The organism is Thalassospira sp., assembly GCF_030690045.1.
GTDB lineage: Bacteria > Pseudomonadota > Alphaproteobacteria > Rhodospirillales > Thalassospiraceae > Thalassospira.
On sequence record NZ_JAUYHK010000011.1, the window covers coordinates 313,924 to 335,112 of the forward strand.

The 21,189-nt window shown below is 53.6% G+C and carries 21 protein-coding genes; 5 read left to right on the forward strand and 16 right to left on the reverse strand.

Translation table 11 applies throughout. The features are described from left to right. The first annotated feature begins 20 nt into the window (after positions 1-20). Positions 21-2,108 carry an ATP-dependent DNA helicase RecG gene (gene recG, locus Q8O73_RS07390; RefSeq protein ID WP_305556979.1) on the forward strand — a complete coding sequence of 696 codons (2,088 nt, stop codon included), beginning with the start codon at positions 21-23 and terminating at the stop codon, positions 2,106-2,108. Here the strand turns inward: recG and Q8O73_RS07395 are convergent. Next, positions 2,105-2,926, reverse strand: a complete 822-nt coding sequence (locus Q8O73_RS07395; RefSeq protein WP_305556981.1) for a DUF502 domain-containing protein — start codon at positions 2,924-2,926, stop codon at positions 2,105-2,107. The genes recG and Q8O73_RS07395 overlap by 4 nt on opposite strands. Before the next feature lie 157 nt (positions 2,927-3,083). Between Q8O73_RS07395 and Q8O73_RS07400 the strand changes: the two genes are divergently transcribed. Continuing rightward, positions 3,084-3,347, forward strand: a complete 264-nt coding sequence (locus Q8O73_RS07400; RefSeq protein ID WP_305556983.1) for a hypothetical protein — start codon at positions 3,084-3,086, stop codon at positions 3,345-3,347. A gap of 16 nt (positions 3,348-3,363) precedes the next feature. Continuing rightward, on the forward strand, positions 3,364-3,813 hold the full coding sequence (locus Q8O73_RS07405) for an NUDIX hydrolase (RefSeq protein ID WP_305556985.1): 450 nt from the start codon (positions 3,364-3,366) through the stop codon (positions 3,811-3,813). A 52-nt stretch (positions 3,814-3,865) separates the two neighbouring features. On the opposite strand, the gene rpoH is transcribed toward Q8O73_RS07405, so the two are convergent. Then, complete coding sequence (gene rpoH / locus Q8O73_RS07410; protein WP_305556987.1) at positions 3,866-4,735, reverse strand: RNA polymerase sigma factor RpoH; 870 nt, start codon at positions 4,733-4,735, stop codon at positions 3,866-3,868. Between the two features lie 604 nt (positions 4,736-5,339). Here rpoH and Q8O73_RS07415 point away from each other — a divergent pair. Next, on the forward strand, positions 5,340-5,828 hold the full coding sequence (locus tag Q8O73_RS07415) for a YchJ family protein (protein ID WP_305556990.1): 489 nt from the start codon (positions 5,340-5,342) through the stop codon (positions 5,826-5,828). Between the two features lie 161 nt (positions 5,829-5,989). Then, entirely contained in the window at positions 5,990-6,973 is a 984-nt protein-coding gene (locus tag Q8O73_RS07420) for a hypothetical protein (RefSeq protein WP_305556992.1), read from the forward strand. A gap of 30 nt (positions 6,974-7,003) precedes the next feature. Here the strand turns inward: Q8O73_RS07420 and Q8O73_RS07425 are convergent, their stop codons facing one another. The 14 genes from Q8O73_RS07425 to Q8O73_RS07490 form a co-directional block, all read right to left on the reverse strand. Then, complete coding sequence (locus tag Q8O73_RS07425; RefSeq protein ID WP_305556994.1) at positions 7,004-7,879, reverse strand: hypothetical protein; 876 nt, start codon at positions 7,877-7,879, stop codon at positions 7,004-7,006. Between the two features lie 82 nt (positions 7,880-7,961). Beyond that, positions 7,962-8,492, reverse strand: a complete 531-nt coding sequence (gene ssb, locus Q8O73_RS07430; protein ID WP_305556996.1) for a single-stranded DNA-binding protein — start codon at positions 8,490-8,492, stop codon at positions 7,962-7,964. A gap of 56 nt (positions 8,493-8,548) precedes the next feature. Further along, a complete protein-coding gene (locus Q8O73_RS07435; RefSeq protein WP_305556998.1) occupies positions 8,549-9,025 on the reverse strand; it encodes a GAF domain-containing protein in 477 nt (158 codons plus the stop codon). Between the two features lie 153 nt (positions 9,026-9,178). After that, positions 9,179-10,249 carry a sn-glycerol-3-phosphate import ATP-binding protein UgpC gene (locus Q8O73_RS07440; RefSeq protein WP_305557001.1) on the reverse strand — a complete coding sequence of 357 codons (1,071 nt, stop codon included), beginning with the start codon at positions 10,247-10,249 and terminating at the stop codon, positions 9,179-9,181. 49 nt (positions 10,250-10,298) lie between these two features. Beyond that, positions 10,299-11,153 carry an ABC transporter permease subunit gene (locus Q8O73_RS07445; protein ID WP_305557004.1) on the reverse strand — a complete coding sequence of 285 codons (855 nt, stop codon included), beginning with the start codon at positions 11,151-11,153 and terminating at the stop codon, positions 10,299-10,301. 12 nt (positions 11,154-11,165) lie between these two features. After that, positions 11,166-12,044, reverse strand: a complete 879-nt coding sequence (locus Q8O73_RS07450; RefSeq protein WP_305557006.1) for an ABC transporter permease subunit — start codon at positions 12,042-12,044, stop codon at positions 11,166-11,168. Between the two features lie 80 nt (positions 12,045-12,124). Next, complete coding sequence (gene ugpB, locus Q8O73_RS07455; RefSeq protein WP_305557008.1) at positions 12,125-13,423, reverse strand: sn-glycerol-3-phosphate ABC transporter substrate-binding protein UgpB; 1,299 nt, start codon at positions 13,421-13,423, stop codon at positions 12,125-12,127. 396 nt (positions 13,424-13,819) lie between these two features. Beyond that, on the reverse strand, positions 13,820-14,686 hold the full coding sequence (locus Q8O73_RS07460; RefSeq protein WP_305557010.1) for an ABC transporter permease: 867 nt from the start codon (positions 14,684-14,686) through the stop codon (positions 13,820-13,822). Positions 14,687-14,701: 15 nt separating this feature from the next. Next, complete coding sequence (locus tag Q8O73_RS07465) at positions 14,702-15,583, reverse strand: ABC transporter permease (RefSeq protein WP_305557012.1); 882 nt, start codon at positions 15,581-15,583, stop codon at positions 14,702-14,704. Beyond that, on the reverse strand, positions 15,580-16,719 hold the full coding sequence (locus Q8O73_RS07470) for an ABC transporter ATP-binding protein (protein ID WP_305557014.1): 1,140 nt from the start codon (positions 16,717-16,719) through the stop codon (positions 15,580-15,582). The genes Q8O73_RS07465 and Q8O73_RS07470 overlap by 4 nt, the downstream gene beginning before the upstream one ends. A gap of 86 nt (positions 16,720-16,805) precedes the next feature. Continuing rightward, a complete protein-coding gene (locus tag Q8O73_RS07475) occupies positions 16,806-17,888 on the reverse strand; it encodes an extracellular solute-binding protein (RefSeq protein ID WP_305557031.1) in 1,083 nt (360 codons plus the stop codon). A 292-nt stretch (positions 17,889-18,180) separates the two neighbouring features. Continuing rightward, a complete protein-coding gene (locus Q8O73_RS07480; protein ID WP_305557032.1) occupies positions 18,181-19,299 on the reverse strand; it encodes an ABC transporter ATP-binding protein in 1,119 nt (372 codons plus the stop codon). 25 nt (positions 19,300-19,324) lie between these two features. Then, positions 19,325-20,170 carry a carbohydrate ABC transporter permease gene (locus Q8O73_RS07485; protein WP_305557033.1) on the reverse strand — a complete coding sequence of 282 codons (846 nt, stop codon included), beginning with the start codon at positions 20,168-20,170 and terminating at the stop codon, positions 19,325-19,327. 10 nt (positions 20,171-20,180) lie between these two features. Continuing rightward, complete coding sequence (locus tag Q8O73_RS07490; protein ID WP_305557035.1) at positions 20,181-21,122, reverse strand: carbohydrate ABC transporter permease; 942 nt, start codon at positions 21,120-21,122, stop codon at positions 20,181-20,183. Positions 21,123-21,189: the final 67 nt, after the last annotated feature.

Below are 21,189 nucleotides of genomic sequence, written 5' to 3' on the forward strand. Positions count from 1 at the left end.
AAAGATCAATATAAACTCACATGCGCCCGGAAATTCTGTTCCCGCTTTTTGCTGAAATCGACAGCCTGCCGGGCATTGGCCCCAGGCTGAAGCCTCTTGTGGTACGGCTGATTGGCGGCGAACATGTGGCCGATCTGTTATGGCATTTACCCTCAAGCCTGATTGACCGGCGATTTTCTCCGCCTTTGTCCGAAACCATCGACGGATCGATTGTCACACAGGATGTCATTGTCGAACGCCACGAACCGTCATCGGACCGCCGTCGCCCCTATCGCGTGATTTGCCGGACCGATAGCGGTTTTCTGGTTCTGGCGTTTTTCAATGCCCGGCCAAAATATCTGGGCGATATGTTGCCGGTCGGCGAAAAACGGATTGTTTCGGGCAAGATCGACCATTTTCGCGGCGAATATCAGATCACCCACCCCGACCGCATCGGTACCGAGGCCGAACGCGCCCAGATTCAGACCGTGGAACCGGTTTATCCCATGTCGGCCGGGGTGACAGGCAAAACCCTGATCAAGGCGATTGCAGCGGCACTGGATCATCTTCCCGATCTGCCGGAATGGCATGATGCCGCCTTGCAAAAACGCCATCAATGGCCCGATATCAGAACCGCCCTGTATCAAATTCATCATCCGCAGGATGAAGGCGATTTGTCGCCCGATCACCCTGCCCGTCGCAGACTGGCCTATGATGAATTGCTGGCCAATCAACTGGCGCTGGCCCTGATCCGGGCAAAGATGCGAACCCTTGGCGGGCGGTCGATTGCCGGGGATGGACGGCTGCGCGCCCAACTGACGCATCATTTGCCCTTTGCCCTGACCAATGCCCAGAACCGCGCCCTTGGCGATATTTATGCCGATATGCAGGGTTCCGGGCGGATGTTGCGGCTGTTACAGGGCGATGTCGGGTCCGGCAAGACGGTGGTTGCCCTGATGGCCATGCTCAATGCGGTGGAAACCGGACGGCAGGCCGTCCTGATGGCTCCGACCGAAATTCTCGCCCGGCAACATTACGAAACCATCGCTCCCATGCTGGAAAAAATCGGGGTGACCTGCACCCTTTTGACCGGGCGTGACAAGGGCAAGGCGCGACAGGCCGTTCTGGACGGCTTGGCGAACGGTGATTTTGCTGTTGCCGTTGGCACCCATGCCCTGTTTCAGGAGGCGGTGGCGTTTCAGGACCTGGCCTTTGCCGTCGTCGATGAACAGCATCGCTTTGGCGTGCATCAACGGCTGATGCTGGCGGCAAAGGGCACGGCGGTTGATGTATTGGTGATGACGGCAACCCCGATCCCGCGCACTCTGACCCTGACGGCCTTTGGCGATATGGAAGTATCACGGCTGGATGAAAAACCACCGGGGCGCAAGCCGGTGGATACACGGGTGTTACCGGCGGACAAGGTCGAAGACGTGATATCAGGCATTGGCCGCGCCATGCGCAAGGGAGCCAAGATTTACTGGGTCTGCCCGCTGGTTGAGGACTCCGAGGTTCTCGATTTGCAGGCCGCCGAAGAACGTCATCGCATTCTGGCCGATATTTTTGGCGCGGACCGGGTCGGGCTTATCCATGGCAAGATGAAAGGCAAGGACAAGGACGCGGTGATGGAGCGCTTTGCCCACGGCGATCTGTCGATCCTTGTTGCAACCACCGTAATCGAGGTCGGCGTCAATGTGCCTGCGGCTACCGTAATGGTGATCGAACATGCCGAACGGTTTGGTCTGGCGCAGCTTCATCAGTTGCGCGGCCGGATCGGGCGCGGCGATGCCGCATCGACCTGTTTGTTGCTCTATGCCGCCCCGCTGGGGCAGATTTCAACCGCCCGGCTTAAAATCATGCGCGAAACCGAGGACGGTTTTATCATCGCCGAAGAAGATCTGCGCCTGCGCGGTGCCGGGGAAGTTCTGGGCACCCGGCAAAGTGGTTTGCAGGCCTATCGACTTGCCAGCCTTGATCTGCATGGCGATCTTCTGGCGATTGCACGCGATGATGCCAAACTGATTTTGGGGCGGGATCCGGATTTGAAAACGCAACGCGGTGAAGCGTTGCGTTTGTTGCTGTATCTGTTTGAACGCGACGAGGCGGTGCGTTATTTCCGGTCTGGTTAAGCGTCCTCTTTGGTATCCTGCGGTCGTGACACCAGAACCGGCGTATTTTCCCGTTCACGCAGAATATCAACATCCTCATAGGTTTTGGCCGAAACAACCGGTTGGTCCTGCAATTCCTGTGACCGGCGATCCGGCGGTGTGACGATACCGCCCGACATCACCATTTTGATCGCTTCTTCGACACCCATATTCAGAATGACCATGTCGCTTTTGGGTACAAACAGCAAAAATCCCGACGTCGGATTGGGTGTCGTCGGTAGAAAGATATTGATCACGGTGTCTTCGGTCAGGTGCTGAATCTCGCCCTTGGTTTGCCCGGTGATAAACCCGATGCACCACAGGCCGCGCCGCGGGTATTCGATCAGAACCGCCTGACGAAAGGCATTGGACTGATTGGCCAGAACGGTTTCAAGGATTTGTTTGACCGCGCCATAGATGCTGCGTACTGCCGGAATCCGGCCCAAAATCTTTTCATATAGCCGGATCAACGCCCGTCCGGCAAAATTGGTGGTAAACCAGCCGACAAAAATCACGACCAATACAATCACCAGAACGCCCAGCCCCGGTATGCCGTAATCGCGATATTCAAACGGCAGGTAGGAAACCGGATTATAATGCTCCGGAATCAGCGGCATGACCTTGCCATCGACAAAATCAACAAACCACCATGCCAGGCCAAAAGTAATCGCCAGCGGCGCTGTCACCAGCACCCCGGTCAGAAAATAGGCCCGCAACCTTGCCCCCAAACCAATGGATGGCAAATGGGGTTTAAGATCGTCGTCATCTGATCCCGGGTGATCGTCGCGTTTGGCGTTCATATTTTACCTGTTATCGGTTGCACGGCTTTGCAAATGCTTGCAATTGATATTTGCCCGAAAGAATATGGCAAAGCTGCGACATTGTGATCAATGTGATATCAGGATCGGAAGGCCGCACGCAACCATCGTAGCATGACAAAAAGGTAAAGGAGGCGTTTTGCAGGTCTGGATTGTCGAATTTATCTATGATGATGCGGGCGTCACCCGGGTCAGAACAGCAAAAATCAACGCCCCGGATTATGACACCGCACGTGGCTTCGCCCTTGGCGATGCGCCTGCTGGCGACTTTGTCATGTCGCTTTATCCGCAGTCCGATGATCAGTTTCTGGAACAGGTAACGGTTCGGGCCCATGAAATGGCGGGCCGAACCGTGTCTGATGTTCCCGATCCGGATGATGATATCGATGAAGATGACAGTTAAGGTCATGGCATAACCAATGTCCCAACCATCCGATATCCGCACATTTCCCCGCCGCCCGATTGTGGGTGTCGGGGCAGTTGTCTGGCGTGACAATGCTGTCTTGCTGATCCGGCGGGGCAATCCCCCGAAAGCCGGGCAATGGAGCCTGCCGGGCGGCGCACAGGAACTGGGCGAAACCATCCAGCAAGCCGTCATCCGCGAAGTCCGCGAAGAAGCCGGGATCGACATTGCCGACCTGGCCCTGATCGATGTGGTCGATATGATCACCCCGCCCCGCAATGGCAAGATCGAATATCATTACACCCTGATTGATTTTACCGCCCGCGCCCTTGCCGGGGATTTGCAGGCCGGTGGTGATGCCAGTGATGCCCGTTGGGTCAACCCGATTGACCTTCCACATTATGATTTGTGGAGCAAGACACTGGAAATCATAGAAAAATCTCGCACTGTCCTCGCTCAAAAATAAAAGGCGGCATCCGAAAATGCCGCCTTGTGCAAGGGATCAGGTCTAACGGGCCTTATGCCGTGGCATGCTGGCTCAGCACGGATTCCTGCAATTTCTTGAAGGCGCGTGCTTCAAGTTGACGAACCCGTTCACGACTGACGCCAAAGCGTTCACCAAGTTTTTCCAGCGTGATCGGATCGTCACTCAGGAAACGGGCCTGAATGATTTCGCGTTCACGATCCGGCAATTCGCCAAGGGCATTTTTCAACATGCCATTGTGCAGATCACGTTCCTCGGCATCGCCAACCAGCATTTCCGGGCTCGGTGCTTCGGAAGCCAGGGCATCAAGATATTCCATGCCATCGTCTTTGGGCATCGGAGTATTCAGCGAGAAATCCCGTGCCGCCAGACGGCGGTTCATATCAAGGGCTTCTTTCTGGGTGACACCCAGCTTTTCCGCCACCTGCAAGGCCTGATCCGGTGACAATTCACCATTGTCATAGATATCAAGCTGTTTCTTGGCCTTGCGCAGGCTGAAAAACAGCTTTTTCTGCGCGGCCATCGTGCCCAGCTTGACCATCGACCAGCTATGCAGGATGTATTCGGTTACCGCAGCGCGGATCCACCACATGGCATAGGTCGAAAGCCGGAAACCGCGTTCCGGATCGAATTTCTGAACGGCACGCATCAGGCCGGTATTGCCTTCTGCCACCAGATCGGGCATCGACAGGCCATAACCGCGATAGCCAAAGGCAATCTTGGCAACCAGACGCAAATGGCTGGTGACAAGTTTGTGGGCGGCATCGGTATCCTGATGTTCCTGATACCGGCGGGCCAGCATATATTCTTCGTCATGGGTCAACATTGGAAACTTCCAGACCTGTCTCAGGTAACCGGAAAATCCATCGTCCTGTGGTACGGCAGGCAATTTGATACTGCTCATTTCAAGTCCTCCAGAGAGGTTTGCGCCCTTCCGATCTGAACTTTCTACGGTTCCAAACCGATTTCAGATGACGCGCAAACACAATCAAACGTGACAAAAATCACTTTGAAGGCCTTTTATGCTGCACTTTGGTGAAGGCAGCAGGCCTTCCCGGTCTCATATCGCTATGAGAGAGGACAATTCGAGCAAAGGTTGGTCTGTTTCATCTGTCTCATCCTTACATTGAAGCAAATCGACAATTTGCGTCCGCCAATAGGCCGGACATTAATCCGGCGGTGCCTTTACCTGGGCCCCCACCCGCTTTGATTAATATATCCAAATCCCGCGAATTTCGTCAAGATAAACTTGGTGATTTGGTTTGATATTTTATCAAGCAATTTCAATGCATTGAAAATAATACCCGATTCAATCGCTCGGGATTATCCGCAAGACACCTGATCAAACTTAAAAGGATCACAAGGCAAAAAAAAGGCATATCGGCTCTCGCTCCGGTCACAAAAATGTGCGCAGCCCCCCCAAACCGGTTTATGTCTGGCAAGGGTTCATCAAAAAACCTATATCCCGCACTGCTTTCACATCCATATCGACAACCAGAACAGGTCCCATGACATTTACTGACTGTCCTTGCGGTTCGGGCTATCCCTTTCCGGCCTGCTGTGCGCCCTATCTGGCCGGAATGGCCCGTCCGGAGACCGCGATTGCCCTGATGCGGTCGCGCTATAGCGCCTTTGTCCGCCACAACGGACGTTATTTGCACCAAACGCTGGCGGTGGAAAAGGCAACGACCTTTGACCCTGACAGTGTGAACGACCCGGCAACGCAGTGGCTGGGGCTTGAGGTACGCGATATTGTCGCGGGCAGAAAGGATGACAACACCGGCACGGTGGAATTTGTTGCCCGCTATCGCCAAAACGGCATGGATGTGACCCATCATGAAACATCCCGGTTTGAAAAACGCGATGGCGTCTGGTTTTATGTCGATGGTGATTATGACGTAAACACGGCACCGGCCCGTGCAACATCCCGGATTGGCCGTAATGATCCCTGCCCGTGCGGGTCGGGACTGAAACACAAGAAATGTTGCGGAAAATAAAGACAATGCGCCCAACAGGCCACGTCACAAATATTTCATTACAATCGTCGATTTTCTGTGCGATACAGCGCCCCATATGCCATTCATGTCTGTTTTCGGATCTCCGTCACAGCATCCGGCTATTCCCTTATTTATGATCGAAGCCCGCCAAAGGATTACGGATGAAGCGTATTTTGACCATTTTACGGCATGGCGAGGCCGAAACCTATAATCCCGGCGGCGATGCCGCCCGGCAATTGACAGAAAAGGGAAAACTGGACGCCTTTAGGGTGGGTGCCTTTCTGGGGCAATCGGAACTTTATCCGGACCGGATCGAGGTTTCGTCGGCAATCCGCACCGTTTCGACCGCCGAAAAAATGCATAAATCGATGCTGCCGGATCGCAAACCGGCCTTCATCATCAATCCGGCCCTTTATAATGCTCCGTTGGAAACCCTGACCGATATCGTGGCACAACAATCTGACGATACGCACCATGTGATGATTATCGGGCATAATCCCGGCCTGACCAGCCTGATCAACCAGATCGCCGGGCAGGATTTGCGGGCAAAACGGATTTTCCCCTCTTTGGCACCGGCATCGCTGGCCATTATCGAGGGGGATGGTCCCTGGCGTGACCTGGCCGCCGGGGCTGGCCGGGTGGTGCAATTAAAGGATGCCCGGCAATTGCCCCAGGATTTCCCGTGGCCCGATAACAAGGGGACGGAACGCCGCGAAAGGCCTGATTATTTTTACCGGCAATCCTCGGTTATTCCGTATCGCATCGGTAAAAATGGCAAGATTGAAATCCTGCTGGTGATGTCAGGCAGCGGCAAAAATCTGGTGATTCCCAAAGGCGCAATTGAACCGGGCATGAATGCTTCGGAAAGTGCCGCCAAGGAAGCCCTTGAAGAAGCCGGCGCCATAGGCACGCCTGCGCCAATCCCGATTGGCCGCTATGAATATGACAAATGGGGTGCTTCCTGCACGGTCGAGGTTTTCGCCATGCCGGTAGACCGCCTTTTGCCTGAAAAACAATGGGAAGAAAGCTTTCGCACCCGCAAATGGTACGGGGGCGCCGCTGCTGTCGAGGCAATCAAACGCGACGGGCTGAAGGATATTTTGAATCGATTCATTCAGGATGTGTCCCCTGGCAAGCCGTCCTGATCGGGCCGCCCCGTAAACCAAAATAAATTTTCATGCCGTGCGGGATATCGCAATCGCACGATCCAGCAATGCCTGGGATCTTTGGGGATCAAGCCGCAACTGACTGGTTCGCGCCGCACGAAACAGATTTTTGATCTGATCATCTTCGATCGGCTCGCAACTTAATCCTGCCCTGTCACTCAGCATCCGGATCATCTCATCGGGCAATGCCCGGTCGCGAATTTCGTCATTCAGCAAGAACCGCTCCGCATCAACAAAATCATGATACATATTGCGGTAAAGGATCGTCTGATACTGGGCGTGCAGTTCAATCCGGCCTTGCGGTGTGACCAGCAAAACCGGGAACATCGGGGCCAGGTCGGCTAAATACCGGTTCGCATAGGCCGTCGCCTTCCAGTATTTTTCGGCAATGCGGGCATAGGTGCCAAAATCGTCAAGCATCTTGAATCCCGATTTTGCCAAAGGCAGAATTTCAATCTTTGGTTTGGCCGGATCAACCGTATCATTCGCGACATCAACATACAGATTGCCGATTTGAAAGGCATTCTGAAAATACCGGTCCCGCAAATTGCCCCATATCCGTTTTGCCAGCCCACCCTGCCGACAAAATTCCCGCAAGGCCATCATCCCGGCTGAACGCGGTGCTGCAATTTCGCGCTGAAGCAACGCGAACACACCCTTGCTGATTTCAAGACAGAAACCAACCGGATATTCTGCCTTGCGAGGGTGATCCGATGCTGCGAACTGTTCATCATATTCGGCACGCAATCGCCACAAATCAGCCTCAAGTGTCGCAAGATGCGGGACAATCAGCAACCGGGACAACTTGACCTGCTTTGCATCCGGGCGAACCGGCGCTTCCTGATTGGCTTGCTCCGCAAGAAAGGCAGGGGACATTTGTGACATGGGTTTCCACCCTTTTGATAAACATATCCCCCCATACCGGGGGCATGGGGGGAATATGGGTATTCTGTCTGCTATATCTGCATCAGAACGGAATTTCGTCATCCAGATCGGGCGCACCCGCCGGGACCGATCCGCCGCCGCTGCGCGATGAACCGCCGCCCGAAGAATTGCCCCATCCGGCATCTGAACCGCCATTGCTATCGCCGTAATCGCCGCCATAATTGCCGCCACCAGAACCACCCGATGAACCGCCGTCACCCCCACGACTGTCCAGCATGGTCAAAACGCTGTTAAAACCTTCAAGGACGATTTCGGTGGTGTAGTTTTCCTTGCCGTCCTGCCCCTGCCATTTGCGGGTGCGAAGCTGGCCCTCGATATAAAGTTTGCTGCCTTTTTTGACGTATTTTTCAACCACATCGGCCAGCGCATCACTGAAGACCACGATGCGGTGCCATTCGGTGCGTTCGCGGCGCTCACCTGACTGACGGTCTTTCCATTGTTCCGACGTCGCAATGCTGAAATTTGCGATCTTTTTGCCCGCCTGGGTAAAGCGGATTTCCGGGTCGCGGCCCAGATTACCGACGAGAATGACTTTGTTGACACTGCCAGCCATGGTTTTCTTCCAAAGTTTGTTGTTGTCCGTTGCCCTGTTGTATCAGGCCAGATGAATTATGCGCGTGCAAAAACATGCCGCATTATAGTTTCAAGTCCGTCGCGATCAATCAAATCGAATGAGCCATAGGCCACACTATCGACATCAAACACCGCAATCAGGTCGCCATTGCCATCGATCACCGGCACGACAATTTCCGAATTGGACCGGCTGTCACAGGCGATATGGCCGGGGAATTCATGGACATCCTGCACAATTTGCGTTTCGCGCGTTGCCGCCGCAGTCCCGCAAACACCCCGTCCAAACGGGATGCGCAAACAGCCCAAAGTCCCCTGATACGGCCCGACCACCAGTTCGTTTTTCTTTTCCGGATCAACCAGATAAAACCCGGTCCAGAAGTAATAGTCAAACTTTTGCGCCAGAATGCAGCAAACCGTCGCCATCAGGGCGGTCTGGTTGCGCTCGCCGTCGGTGATACTGATCAGTTCTTTTTGGGCCTCAAGATACAGGGCCTGTTTTTGGGCGGCGTCCAATCATGTCTCCTGCGCTTTGATTCTGTCGGGCGGACCCTATCGGTTTCGATGTTTTGAAACAACCGCAAAACAGCCTTTATCGAGACAAGGCAGATACAAAAATGCCCCGGCTTTTATCCTCCGGGGCATTTCCTGTCTTGCTGATATCAAGGTTCAGATGCGTTTCCCAGTTTCCCGGTCAAACAGATGCAACTGGTTGGCGATGGTCGAAAGGGTCAGTTCCTGATCACGGGCAAATTGATGCGTCCCTTGCAGGCGCAAGGTGACATTTTCGCCGATTATCCCGAAATCCAGATAAACCAGCGTTTCCGCCCCCAGCGATTCGACCATGCGGACCTTGGCCTTTAACGGGCCATTGCCATCCTGCTGCAAGGTGAAATGTTCCGGGCGAATGCCGACAATCACATCACGCCCGGCCTCGACATCATGATCCAGCGCCAGACAGGTACCATCCGAAAACATCGCATGGCTACGATCATCGGCCACCCGGCCCGGCAGGAAATTCATCGATGGTGACCCGATGAAACCGGCGACAAACAGGGTCGCCGGTTTTTCATAAATTTCAATCGGGCTGCCCACCTGCTCCGCCACCCCGCCATTCATTACAATCAGGCGGTCGGCCAGCGTCATGGCCTCCACCTGATCATGGGTGACATAGACCGATGTGGTGCCAAGGCGCTGTTGCAGGTTCTTGATTTCAAGACGCATATCAACACGCAATTTGGCATCAAGGTTTGACAGCGGTTCGTCAAACAAAAACACCTTGGGTTCGCGTACAATGGCGCGGCCCATTGCCACACGCTGGCGCTGCCCGCCCGATAATTGCCGGGGTTTGCGGTCCAGATGGTCATTCAATTGCAGGATGGCTGCGGCCTCGCGCACGCGGGCATCAATTTCGGCCTTGCTGTAACCGCGATTTTTAAGGCCATAGGCCATATTGGCATAATTGGTCATATGCGGATAAAGCGCATAATTCTGAAACACCATCGCAATGTCACGGTCGGCCGGGGCAATTTTATTGACCACCGTATCACCGATCATAATCTCGCCACCGGTGATGGTTTCCAGACCGGCAATCATCCGCAAAAGCGTTGATTTGCCACATCCCGATGGCCCGACCAGAACGGCCAGTTCGCCATCGGCAATTTCCAGATTGATGCCATGCAGCGCCTTGAACCCGTTTTCATAGGTTTTTTCGGTCTGCCTTAAACTCAGTGTTGCCATTTTGGTATCCTGTTTGCGGATCAGTGTGTTTATGTCGGGACCGGGACCGTTATTTTTCGGTTTCCACCAGCCCCTTGATGAACATGCGCTGGAAAATCACCACGACCAGAACCGGCGGAATGGTCGCCATGATGGTCAGGGCAAATGCCTTGGGGAATTGCGGGATCTGACCGCCTTCATACAGCGAGTTGTAGACCTGCTTGATACCGATCACGATGGTATAAAGCTGATCATCGGTGGTCATCAAAAGCGGCCACAGATACTGGTTCCAGCCCACCACAAACATGATGATGAAGATTGCAGCAATCATGGTGACCGAAAGCGGCACCAGAATATCGACGAAAAACCGCAAGGGTCCCGCTCCGTCAAGACGGGCAGCTTCCAGCAATTCATCGGGGACGGAACGGTAAAACTGCCGGAAAAAGAATGTCCCGGTGGCCGATGCAATCAGCGGCAAAATCAGGCCGGTATAGGTATTGAGCAGGCCCAGGCTTGAAACCACTTCGTAAGACGGCACTATGCGCACTTCAAGCGGCAGCAACAGGGTGGCGAAAATCACCCAGAATAGCGGCACCGCCAGTTTGAACCGGAAATAGACAATGGCATAGGCCGCCATCATCGAAATCACCACTTTGCCAATGGCAAAACCCAAGCCCAGAACCATGCTGTTAAACAGCATTTCAAGGGCGGTAACGCGCCCCTTGGTCGCCGCCGGATCAAACAGGATGGCCCCGTAATTTTCAAGAAAATGCCCGCCGAACCACATTTGCAGCCCGTTCTGAAACAGATATTCACGGGTATGGGTCGAAGATGCCAACGCGATCCAGACCGGGGCAATCATGAAAGCCGATCCAAGAATGAGGATCAGGTGATTGGTAATGATACGTAATTTGGACTGATACATCCTGATCCCTCCCTAATAATGGACTTTGCGTTCGATAAAGCGGAATTGGAAAATCGTCAGGATACTGACCATAAACATCAGAATGACCGACTGGGCGGCACTGCTGCCCATATCCGCCCCCAGAAATCCATCGACATAGACCTTGTAAACCAGTGTCGCCGTCGTACCGCCCGGCGATCCCTTGGTCGAAACATCGATGATCCCGAAAGTTTCAAAAAACGCATAGGTCAGATTGATCACCATCAGGAAAAACGTGGTCGGGGCCAGCAGCGGAAATGTAATGGTCCAGAACCGGCGTTCGGCACTTTTGCAATCAAGGGTCGCCGCCTCGGTCACCGATTTGGGGATGCCTTGCAGGCCCGACAGGAAAAAGATGAAATTGACGCTGATCTGTTTCCAGACGGCAATCAGGATAACGACAAAGGCGGCGTCATTGCCGTTCTGGATGTGATTGAACTCGAACCCCATGCTGTTCAGCAGGATATAAAGATCCCCCATCAGCGGGTTAAACAGCATGCTGCCCAAAAGGCCTGCGACCGGCGGCGCAATGGCATAGCCCCACATCAGAAGGGTTTTATAACTTTTGGCACCGCGAATGATCTCGTCGGCGCGCACCGCCAGAAACAGCGAAATCGCAATCGACAGAAAGGCCACGATAAAAGAAAAAACAATGGTGAAAACTGCCGATTTCGCCCAGCTATCGCTCGACAGCACATCTTCAAAATTGCGGAACCAGACAAATTGCGAAGACAGGCCAAAGGCGTCTTCCAGCAAAAATGACTGATAGACCGCCTGCCCGGCCGGCCATAAAAAGAAGATCAGGATGATCAGAATCTGGGGTGCCACAAACAGATATGGCACCGGGCTATGCCCGAATTGTACGCGCTTCATTGCCAAAGCCTGCCTTGAAGATCATCAAAATGGCGACAGGGCGACCCGAAATACGGGTCGCCCTGTACCAGACGAAGGGTTTATTTATAGGTGTCGTGGAAACGCACCAGCAAATCATTACCTTCTGATTCAATGGTATCGAAAGCCTGATCAATCGTGGCTTCGCCATTCATCATGCGGTCGATTTCGCGATAAATCACTTCACGTATCTGGACATAGAACCCAAGACGATAGCCCTTGGTCCAGTCGCCGCCTTCTTCCGAAAGCTGCTGGATACCGATTTCCGCATCCGGGCTTTCCTTATAATAGCCTTCTTTCTTCGCCAGTTCATAAGCCGCATTGGTAATCGGCACATAGCCGGTTTCCTTGTGCCAGTAAAACTGGGTTTCCGGTTTGGTCAGGAATTCAAAGAACTTTGCAACACCGGCATATTCTTCATCCTTGTGACCGGCAAAGGCAAACAGCGAACCGCCACCGATAAAGGTGCTTTTCGGGGCTTCGCCCACGCCTTCCCAATAAGGCAGGGTCGATGTACCGAAATCAAACTGGGCGGACTGGCGCAGGCCACCGAACGATCCGCTCGAACCGATCCACATGGCGACTTTCTGTTGCAGGAAGGCATCCTGGTTGGCACCCCATGCACGGCCATAATAGCCATGATAACCGGCGTCCTTCCATTCCTTCATTTTCTGCCAATGGGCTTTCAACTCGTCATTATTGTAAAGCAACTTGGCATCGGTGCTGTCGTAACCGTTATTGGCGGTCGCCATCTGAAGATTGTGGCGTGACATGAAGTTTTCAAAGAAAATCCAGGGGCCGTGCGAATGGGCGAAACCTTCGTAACCGGCTTCTTTCAGCTTCGGCGCGATTGCTTCAAATTCCTGCCAGGTTTTCGGGGCTGCCGTGATACCGGCTTTGGCAAAGGCATCCTTGTTGAAATACAAAAGCGGGGTCGAACTGTTGAACGGCATGCCGATCATCTTGTCGTCGGAATCGGCATAGAAATACCGAACGCCCGGGATGTAATCATTGATGTCAAAACCGACACCATGTTTGTTCAAAAGGTCTTCGACCGGGAAAACCGCGCCCTTGGCATTGATGATGGTGGCGGCACCGGCATCAAAAATCTGGATGATATGGGGCTGGTTCTTGGCGCGAAAAGCCGCAATCCCGGCCGTCATGGTGTCTTCATAGCCACCCTTGTTGATCGCAATAACCTTGTATTCCGACTGGCTGGCATTGAAATCTTCGGCAATCTGGTCCACGACACCGCCCAGCGCGCCATCCATGGCATGCCACCAGGTAATTTCGGTCTGGGCATGGGCGGAATGCGCCATCGCCAGCAAAGCGGCCGCAGCCATTAACGTTTTGCGAAACATGATAACTCTATCTCCCAAAGAAAAACTTGTCTGCGTTCGCCACCCTGTTAACGGCGAAGCTCAACGGGTTGCTTTTCCTGTGGGGATCACATTTCCTCAAGTTACAGTTTTCGGAAATCTACTTTTGATGCGCGAAACGATACATAAATCAGCCGTTTTCATCCCGATGGATGATCAAACAAACAAAAAATTATGATCATTTAATCAATTTAATCACCCTCTCTTTGCGAAAAATCACATTTGAACGACTCCTGATTGTCGAGAATAATTACTTGAAATCAAATTGTTACAAAAATATTTCATCACCATCAAACAGCAACAACCATCATGACGACACACAAAAGGCGATCCCTTCAGATCGCCTTTTGTGCATTCGCAAATGAACATTCTCTCAAATCAGGTCTTGTCGCCCTGCCCGCCCCGCTGCGCAAAGACCGCCAGCAACGCCAACGCACCTGATACCACCATCAGCATCAGCGACAGGGCATTCAGCGCCGGTGTTGATCCCTGTTTGAGGCGATCGAACATGGTGATGGTCAGCGGCGCATCCGACCCGACCAGCATCAGGGTCGTGTTGAAATTTTCAAACGACATCAAAAAGGCGATAATCGACGCCCCGATCAGGGCCGGTTTCAGAAACGGGATCGTGATGGTCCGAATGGCCGCCGCCCGTGTCGCGCCAAGGTTAAGGGCGGCTTCTTCAAGGCTGAAATCAAATTTCCTCAAGCGTGCTGAAATCACCAGGGTCGTGATCGTGGTAACAAAGGCGAACTGTCCGATAATCACCAGAAACAGCCCCGGCCGCAAAAATGCGAGATCCCAGCCAAAGGTTTCCTCGACATTATTGGCAATGGCGTTGGAGAACACCAAAATCGAAATGCCCAGAATAACGCCGGGAATCACCAGCGGCGACAGGGCCACGACATACAGCAGATTCTTGCCGGGAAAATGGGTGCGTTCAAACAAAAAGGCATTGCAGGTGCCGACAAACACCGCAAGCGCCGTCACCCAGATCGCCACAAACCCCGATGTGCCGATACTGCGTAACAATTGCCGGTCATTAAAAATACCAATCGCCGGGCGGGTATCGCCAAAAAACCATTTCAGGGTGGCCCCGTTCCACGGCATCGAGGGAAACTGGCTGTCATTAAAGGCAAAAACGCCCACCACAATCAGCGGGGCCGCCAGATAGACAAAAAACACCGCGACATAGGCTGTATAAAGACCCTTGTAAAAACGCGGCTGGGGAATGCTGGGGATCATGTCTGTGCCCTTCCTTTACCTGACCGTATCGGCAAGAGTCTGACGGCTGAGTTTAAGCCCGATCCAGACAATCAGCGATGACAGCACCAGCAGCAAAAAGCCAAAGGCCGAACCGGATTCCCAGTTAAAGCGGGTGATAAACTGGGTATAAATCTGTTCGGTAAACCACAGGCTGTCCTTGCCACCCAAAAGGTTCGGCGTCAGGTAATTGCCAAGGGTCAGCATGAAAACCACAATACAGCCCGATGCAATGCCCGGCATGGCATGGGGGATGACAATATCGCGTGTCACGGTAAAGGCATTGCCGCCAAGGTCATATCCGGCTTCGATCAGGCTGTCGTCCAGACTGTCAAGAACCGAGACCAGCGGCACCACCATAAACAGCATCGATGTATAAACCAGCCCGACCATGATGGTGACATCGTTATACAGCATTTCAACCGGCCCATCGACCAGCCCGGCCCATTGCAGAAAACTGCTGATCACGCCACTTTCGCGCAGCAGGATCATCCAGCCGAATGTCCGGACCAGTTCACTGACCCAAAACGGAATCAGGCACATCATGAACAAAACATTCTTGCCGCGCCCACGCATGATTTTGGCGATGTAATAGGAAACCGGAAACCCGATGATCAGGGTCAGAACGGTCGCCATGATCGACATGACCGCAGTACGGACATAGGTGTTCCAATAAAGCGGCTCGACAAAAAACGCGATATAGTTGGCAAAGCTGAATTCATACTGGCGAAAGGCGATCCGTTCACGCAACGATACCAGCAACAAATCGACATGCGGCAGGATCACCAGCACCAACAGCCATAACAGCAAGGGCGTCGCCAGCAAGACAACCCCAAGACGCACGCCATTGCCCTGCCCGGTCGAAGATGCCGCCGTCATGACTGCCCCCCCTCAATCCCCGAAGGAAGCACACCGGCAAAACATCTGGTCTGGCTGGCATGCCATGCCAGATTGATCACATCCCCGGCCCGCAAATTGGCAAAAGCACCGGTTTGCGGCAAGGCCACGCTCATTTCATGGCCGGTGGCTGTTTCGCGGATTTGCACACTGCTGGCCGCACCATTAAACAGAACATTTTCCACCGTACCGGTCAGGCTGTTGTTGCCCGGAACAGGATCAGGGGCGGCATCGCTGCGGCCAATCGCAATGGCTTCGGGTCGCACGAAAATTTCAACATCCTGCCCGGTCGGCAAACTGGCATGGGCGGCCTTGTCAGCAAGGATCACCCCGCCCTTGTCCAGATTGATCGCCACATAATCGCCGGTCGTTTCACCAACAGTGCCGCGCCAGCGGTTGCTTTCGCCGACAAAGCTGGCGACAAAGGCGGTTTGCGGGTTGTAATACAAATCCTGCGGTGTGCCGACCTGTTCAAACTTTCCGGCATTCATCACCGCCACCTGATCAGACATCACCAGGGCTTCGGACTGGTCATGAGTGATATAGACAAAGGTGGTGCCGATTTCATGTTGAAGCTGTTTCAGTTCAACCTTCATATGTTCGCGTAGCTTAAGGTCCAGTGCGCCCAACGGTTCATCGAGCAACAACACAGCCGGTTCCAGCACCAGACAACGCGCAATCGCAATGCGCTGTTTCTGCCCGCCCGAAAGCTGGCTGATTTGTTTGGGACCTGAATCAGGCAATCCCACCCGCGCCAGTGTTTCGGCAACCTTGCGGTTGATCGTCGCCTTGTCCACACCGCGACGGCGCAGGCCATAGGCAACATTGTCGGCAACATTCATCATCGGAAACAGCGCCAGATGCTGAAACACCATATTGACTGGTCGCCGGTTGGGCGGAACTCCCAGCACCGATTTCCCCTTGATCAGGATATCGCCCGATGTCGGTTCCTGAAACCCGGCCAGCATCCGCAAAAGCGTTGTCTTGCCACAGCCGCTGGGGCCAAGAATGGAAAAAAACGATCCTTTCGGAATGGTCAACGATACATTATCAACCGCGACAAAGCGGTCGAAATTCTTGCCAACATTCCGACATTCAAGGTCAAACTGATCCGCCATTACACCCCTGCACCGGCATTATATTTATGTAAAACAGCGTCCCCGGTTTCTGCACCGGGGACGGTATCAACGGTATTTACGTCTGGTCAGTTTGCCTTGATACGATCAAGGGTTTTGCCTTCCAGCGTTTCCAGACCGGCCGGGACCGGCGGATACCAGTTAATGTTATCAAGGGCTTCCTGCGGGAAACTTGCCTGGAACTGTTCTTTCAGCTTGTCTTCGGCAAAGGCATCTGCCCCCTTCGATGCGGTGAAGTTGCCCGCACTTGCCGTAATCATTGCCGCAATTTCCGGCTTCATGACAAAATTGATCCACTGATAGGCTTCATCTTCATTGTCGGCCTTGGCCGGCATGGCAAAGGTATCGATCCAGCCCAGCGCGCCCGATGTCGGGGCCACAAAATTCATGGCCGGATTATCGTTATTCAAACGCCATCCGCCGGTATCCCATGCCATTGCGGCCACAATTTCGCCCGACAAAAGCAAATTCACCAGCCCGTCCGAACCTTCCCAATAGGTTTTGACATTGGGTTTGCATTCGATCAGCTTGGCTTCGACGGCATCCAGAATTTCCTGATATTTGGCTTCGTCGCCATAGGCGGCAAACGGGTCAAGACCCATCGAGAAGGCAAAGGCAATCAGGGTCGGACGACGCAGACGATAGGAAACCTTGCCGGCAACTTCGTCGCTGCACAGATCAAGGTAATCCTTCACATTCGGGGCCTTGCTGGTATCAAGAACCAGACCATCGGTGCCCCAGACATGCGGCACGCCGTAAACGGCACCATCAACCGTGGTGTTGGCCTTGGTGGCTTCAAACATCGACGCAATGAACTGGGCACCGTCGATTTTCGACAGATCCAGCGGCTTGTAGATGCCATATTCCTGTTGCGGCCCGGCAATACGATCCTGCGAAGGCTGCGCCAGATCAAATCCGCCACCACCGGTTGCCCGCAATTTGGAAATCATGTCTTCGTTGTTCGACAAGGTCACCTGAACATCAATGCCGGTTTCCTTTTCAAACAAATCGATCACTTCATCCGGTGCATAACCGCCCCAGGTCAGCAGGCGCAATTCTGCGGCCTGTGCCGCCGCGCCCAGCATCATCATCCCTGCGATTGCCGTCACACCCAGCATGGATGCCCGAACTGCGCCATTCTTCCTAGCCATTTTCAATAACCTCTCTGTTGACGTGACGTCACCTTGGCGGTGAGCGGTGCCGGGACGTTCATGCCGCGCCCCTCTGACCGTCTGATGACATTATCGCAAAAAGTTTTGTTGAAACGAAACCAAAAACAACAATTTCGTTTTCTATTGAACTTTTCGTTACAAGAATCGCCACGAAAAGACACAAACGGCAAGTTAAAGTTCTGCAACAATTTGGATTATCGCCGTTGACAAAAACACCAGGGGGCGATCCATCAGATCGCCCCCCGTGGTTTGAAGCCTTGTAAATCGGGTGTTATTCCATTGCGCTATATTCTTCGGGGCAATCGAGTTTGGCAAAGGCCTGGCCATTGCGGTCAAACAAATGCGCCGCCGCCGCATCGGCCCGCGCCGAAACGGCTTCGCCAATTTTGATCCGGCAATGACCCGGTGCACGCAATGTCACCCGGTCCCCATTGGCAAGCCGAACATACAGATAAACGGAGTCGCCCAGTTTTTCGACAACCTCGACCTCGCCATCGACCCCCAGTTCCCCGGCACGGTCCAGCCCCATATGTTCGGGGCGTATGCCCAGTTCGACTTCGGTCCCGATATGATCGGTGGTAACTTCAAACGGCAAAACCGCAGATTTCCCACCCGGTGTTTGGACCGTCACACGCCCCGGTTCAACTGCGGTGATGGTCACGCGGGTAAAATTCATCGCAGGCGACCCGATAAACCCGGCAACAAACCGGGTTTTCGGATGATGATACAGTTCCATCGGCGATCCGACCTGTTCGACATTCCCGGCATTCAGCACGACAATCTTGTCGGCCAGTGTCATGGCTTCGATCTGGTCATGGGTGACGTAAATGATCGTCGATTTCAGTTTCTGGTGCAGTTTGGCGATTTCAATGCGGGTCTGAACCCGCAAGGCCGCATCAAGATTTGACAGCGGTTCGTCAAACAGGAAAACCTTGGGCTGGCGGACAATGGCGCGGCCAATCGCCACACGCTGGCGCTGTCCGCCGGACAATTCCGCCGGGCGACGATCCAAAAGAGCATCAAGCTGAAGGATTTTTGCCGCATTGCGGACCCGTTCATCAAGTTCTGCCTTGTTGGTTTTTGCCAGTTTCAGGCCAAAGGCCATGTTCTTATAAACACTCATATGCGGATACAGCGCATAGGACTGAAACACCATCGCAATGCCGCGATCCCGCGGGCTTTTGGTATTGACGATGTCACCATCAATCATCAAATCGCCGCCGGTAATGTCTTCCAGACCGGCAATGATCCGCAACAGGGTTGATTTGCCACAGCCCGACGGGCCGACAAACACCACAAATTCCCCGTCCTTCACGTCCAGATCAACGCCATGCAGCACATCAACCGCGCCATAGCTTTTGCGGATCTGGTCCAGTTTCAAATCAGCCATTTGGTATGCTCCCAAGCACCTGCACTTATTTCACCGCGCCAGACGTCAGGCCGCGAATAAGTTGCCGTGAGAAAATCAGATAAAGGATCAGGATCGGAATGATGGCGAGTGTCAGCGACGCCAGAACGGCGTTCCAGTCGGTGACATATTGCCCGATGAATTGCTGAACCCCCAGCGTGATGGTCTGTTTGCCATCGCCCGGTGCCAAAATCAGCGGGAACCACAAATCATTCCAGATCGGGATCATGGTAAAGACCGCCACCGTCGCCACCGCCGGGCGGATCAGCGGCAGGATGATGGCAAAGAAAATGGTAAATTCCCCCACCCCGTCACACCGGGCGGCTTCTTTCAAATCCTTGGGGATCTGGTGCATGAATTCGGTCAGGATGAAAATCGCCAAGGGCAATCCTTGCGCCACATACACCAGCACCAGCGCCGTCAGGGTATTGACCAACCCCAGATCGACAATCAGGCCCAAAATGGACACCGACCCCAGACGGATCGGCACCATGATGCCAATCGCCAGATACAGCGCCAGAACCGTATTGCCGGGAAATTCATATTCGGAAATCGCCCATGCCGCCATCGCGGCCAGCAACAGGACAATACCAATCGTGATCACCGTCACCGAGATGCTGTTAAAGAAATAAACTTCAAAATCAGACTTGGCGAGAACCTTGGTAAACCCTTCAAGACTGAAGGTTTTCGGCCCCGGAAGCCCCATCGGATCGCTAAAAATCCCTTTGCGGGTCTTGAAAGCGTTAATCACGATCAAAAAGACCGGATAAAGCGCCAGCAAGGTATAGCTCAGCAACACCGCATGCACGATCACAGCACGGGACGCATCATCCTTGCGGATATTTTTATACATGTTCCGCCCCTTACAACTGATAGCGCGACAGGCGGCGCTGCACGACAAACAGATAAAACAGCACGCCAACCAGAATGATGATGAACATCAACGACGCCACGGTCGCGCCAAGGGTCGGACTGCCAAGCTGCAACTGATACCCAAAGAAGGTCCGGTAAAACAGCGTCCCCATGATATCGGTCGAAAAATTAGGCCCGGCCAGCGCACCCTTTACCGAATAAATCAGGTCAAATGCATTGAAATTGCTGACAAAGGTCAGGATCGATACCATCGCAATGGTCGGTAAAACCAGCGGCAGTTTGATGTGCAGAAACACTTCAAAATGGCTGGCACCATCAACCACGGCGGCATCAACCAGATCTTCGGGGATCGCCAGCAAGGCCGCGTAAATCAGCATCATCGGAATACCAACCCACTGCCAGACCGAAATCAGCGCCAGTGTAATCAACGCGCTGCCTTCCTTGCCAAGCCACGGCCCAAACAGTGATTTCAACCCGAAAATATCAAGAATTTCCGGCCCCACACCCCAGACCGGGCTAAGGATCAATTGCCAGATGAACCCGACAACCACCACCGACAACATGGTCGGCATGAAAATCAGGGTGCGATAGGTATTGCGCAATTTCAGTTGCGGCAGGCTGAGAACCGCTGCCAGCGCAATGCCGATCGGATTTTGCACCAGCATATGAACAGCGAAAAATTTCATATTGTTCCAGAAGGCATTCCAGAACGTCGCCGACCAGCCGGGATCACCCAGAATGGTCCGGTAATTATCCAGCCCGACAAATGTCAGGTCGCCGCCACTGACCGAGGTATAAAAACTCAGCCGGATCGAATCCAGCAACGGATAGATCATAAAGACGGTGTAAATGATCGTCGCGGGAGCCAGAAAGGCGAACACAGGCAGTTTTGCCTTGCGCCAATCGGTCATGGGCCTGGTGGAATGCGCCATACCCTGTCCTGTCTTTTTGATGATTTCGGTTTCGGGGCCTGCCCCGTCACTACAGAAAAAGGCAGGC

What these genes read in the sequence shown, in the direction of transcription:
- Q8O73_RS07420 (WP_305556992.1), top strand. Translation starts at nt 5,990, where the DNA reads ATGAAGCGTATTTTGACCATTTTACGGCATGGCGAGGCCGAAACCTAT.
- Q8O73_RS07485 (WP_305557033.1), bottom strand. Translation starts at nt 20,170, where the DNA reads ATGTATAAAAATATCCGCAAGGATGATGCGTCCCGTGCTGTGATCGTG.
- recG (WP_305556979.1), top strand. Translation starts at nt 21, where the DNA reads ATGCGCCCGGAAATTCTGTTCCCGCTTTTTGCTGAAATCGACAGCCTG.
- Q8O73_RS07445 (WP_305557004.1), bottom strand. Translation starts at nt 11,153, where the DNA reads ATGTATCAGTCCAAATTACGTATCATTACCAATCACCTGATCCTCATT.
- Q8O73_RS07395 (WP_305556981.1), bottom strand. Translation starts at nt 2,926, where the DNA reads ATGAACGCCAAACGCGACGATCACCCGGGATCAGATGACGACGATCTT.
- ugpB (WP_305557008.1), bottom strand. Translation starts at nt 13,423, where the DNA reads ATGTTTCGCAAAACGTTAATGGCTGCGGCCGCTTTGCTGGCGATGGCG.
- Q8O73_RS07425 (WP_305556994.1), bottom strand. Translation starts at nt 7,879, where the DNA reads ATGTCACAAATGTCCCCTGCCTTTCTTGCGGAGCAAGCCAATCAGGAA.
- Q8O73_RS07460 (WP_305557010.1), bottom strand. Translation starts at nt 14,686, where the DNA reads ATGATCCCCAGCATTCCCCAGCCGCGTTTTTACAAGGGTCTTTATACA.
- Q8O73_RS07405 (WP_305556985.1), top strand. Translation starts at nt 3,364, where the DNA reads ATGTCCCAACCATCCGATATCCGCACATTTCCCCGCCGCCCGATTGTG.
- ssb (WP_305556996.1), bottom strand. Translation starts at nt 8,492, where the DNA reads ATGGCTGGCAGTGTCAACAAAGTCATTCTCGTCGGTAATCTGGGCCGC.
- rpoH (WP_305556987.1), bottom strand. Translation starts at nt 4,735, where the DNA reads ATGAGCAGTATCAAATTGCCTGCCGTACCACAGGACGATGGATTTTCC.
- Q8O73_RS07475 (WP_305557031.1), bottom strand. Translation starts at nt 17,888, where the DNA reads ATGGCTAGGAAGAATGGCGCAGTTCGGGCATCCATGCTGGGTGTGACG.
- Q8O73_RS07450 (WP_305557006.1), bottom strand. Translation starts at nt 12,044, where the DNA reads ATGAAGCGCGTACAATTCGGGCATAGCCCGGTGCCATATCTGTTTGTG.
- Q8O73_RS07440 (WP_305557001.1), bottom strand. Translation starts at nt 10,249, where the DNA reads ATGGCAACACTGAGTTTAAGGCAGACCGAAAAAACCTATGAAAACGGG.
- Q8O73_RS07490 (WP_305557035.1), bottom strand. Translation starts at nt 21,122, where the DNA reads ATGGCGCATTCCACCAGGCCCATGACCGATTGGCGCAAGGCAAAACTG.
- Q8O73_RS07415 (WP_305556990.1), top strand. Translation starts at nt 5,340, where the DNA reads ATGACATTTACTGACTGTCCTTGCGGTTCGGGCTATCCCTTTCCGGCC.
- Q8O73_RS07480 (WP_305557032.1), bottom strand. Translation starts at nt 19,299, where the DNA reads ATGGCTGATTTGAAACTGGACCAGATCCGCAAAAGCTATGGCGCGGTT.
- Q8O73_RS07470 (WP_305557014.1), bottom strand. Translation starts at nt 16,719, where the DNA reads ATGGCGGATCAGTTTGACCTTGAATGTCGGAATGTTGGCAAGAATTTC.
- Q8O73_RS07465 (WP_305557012.1), bottom strand. Translation starts at nt 15,583, where the DNA reads ATGACGGCGGCATCTTCGACCGGGCAGGGCAATGGCGTGCGTCTTGGG.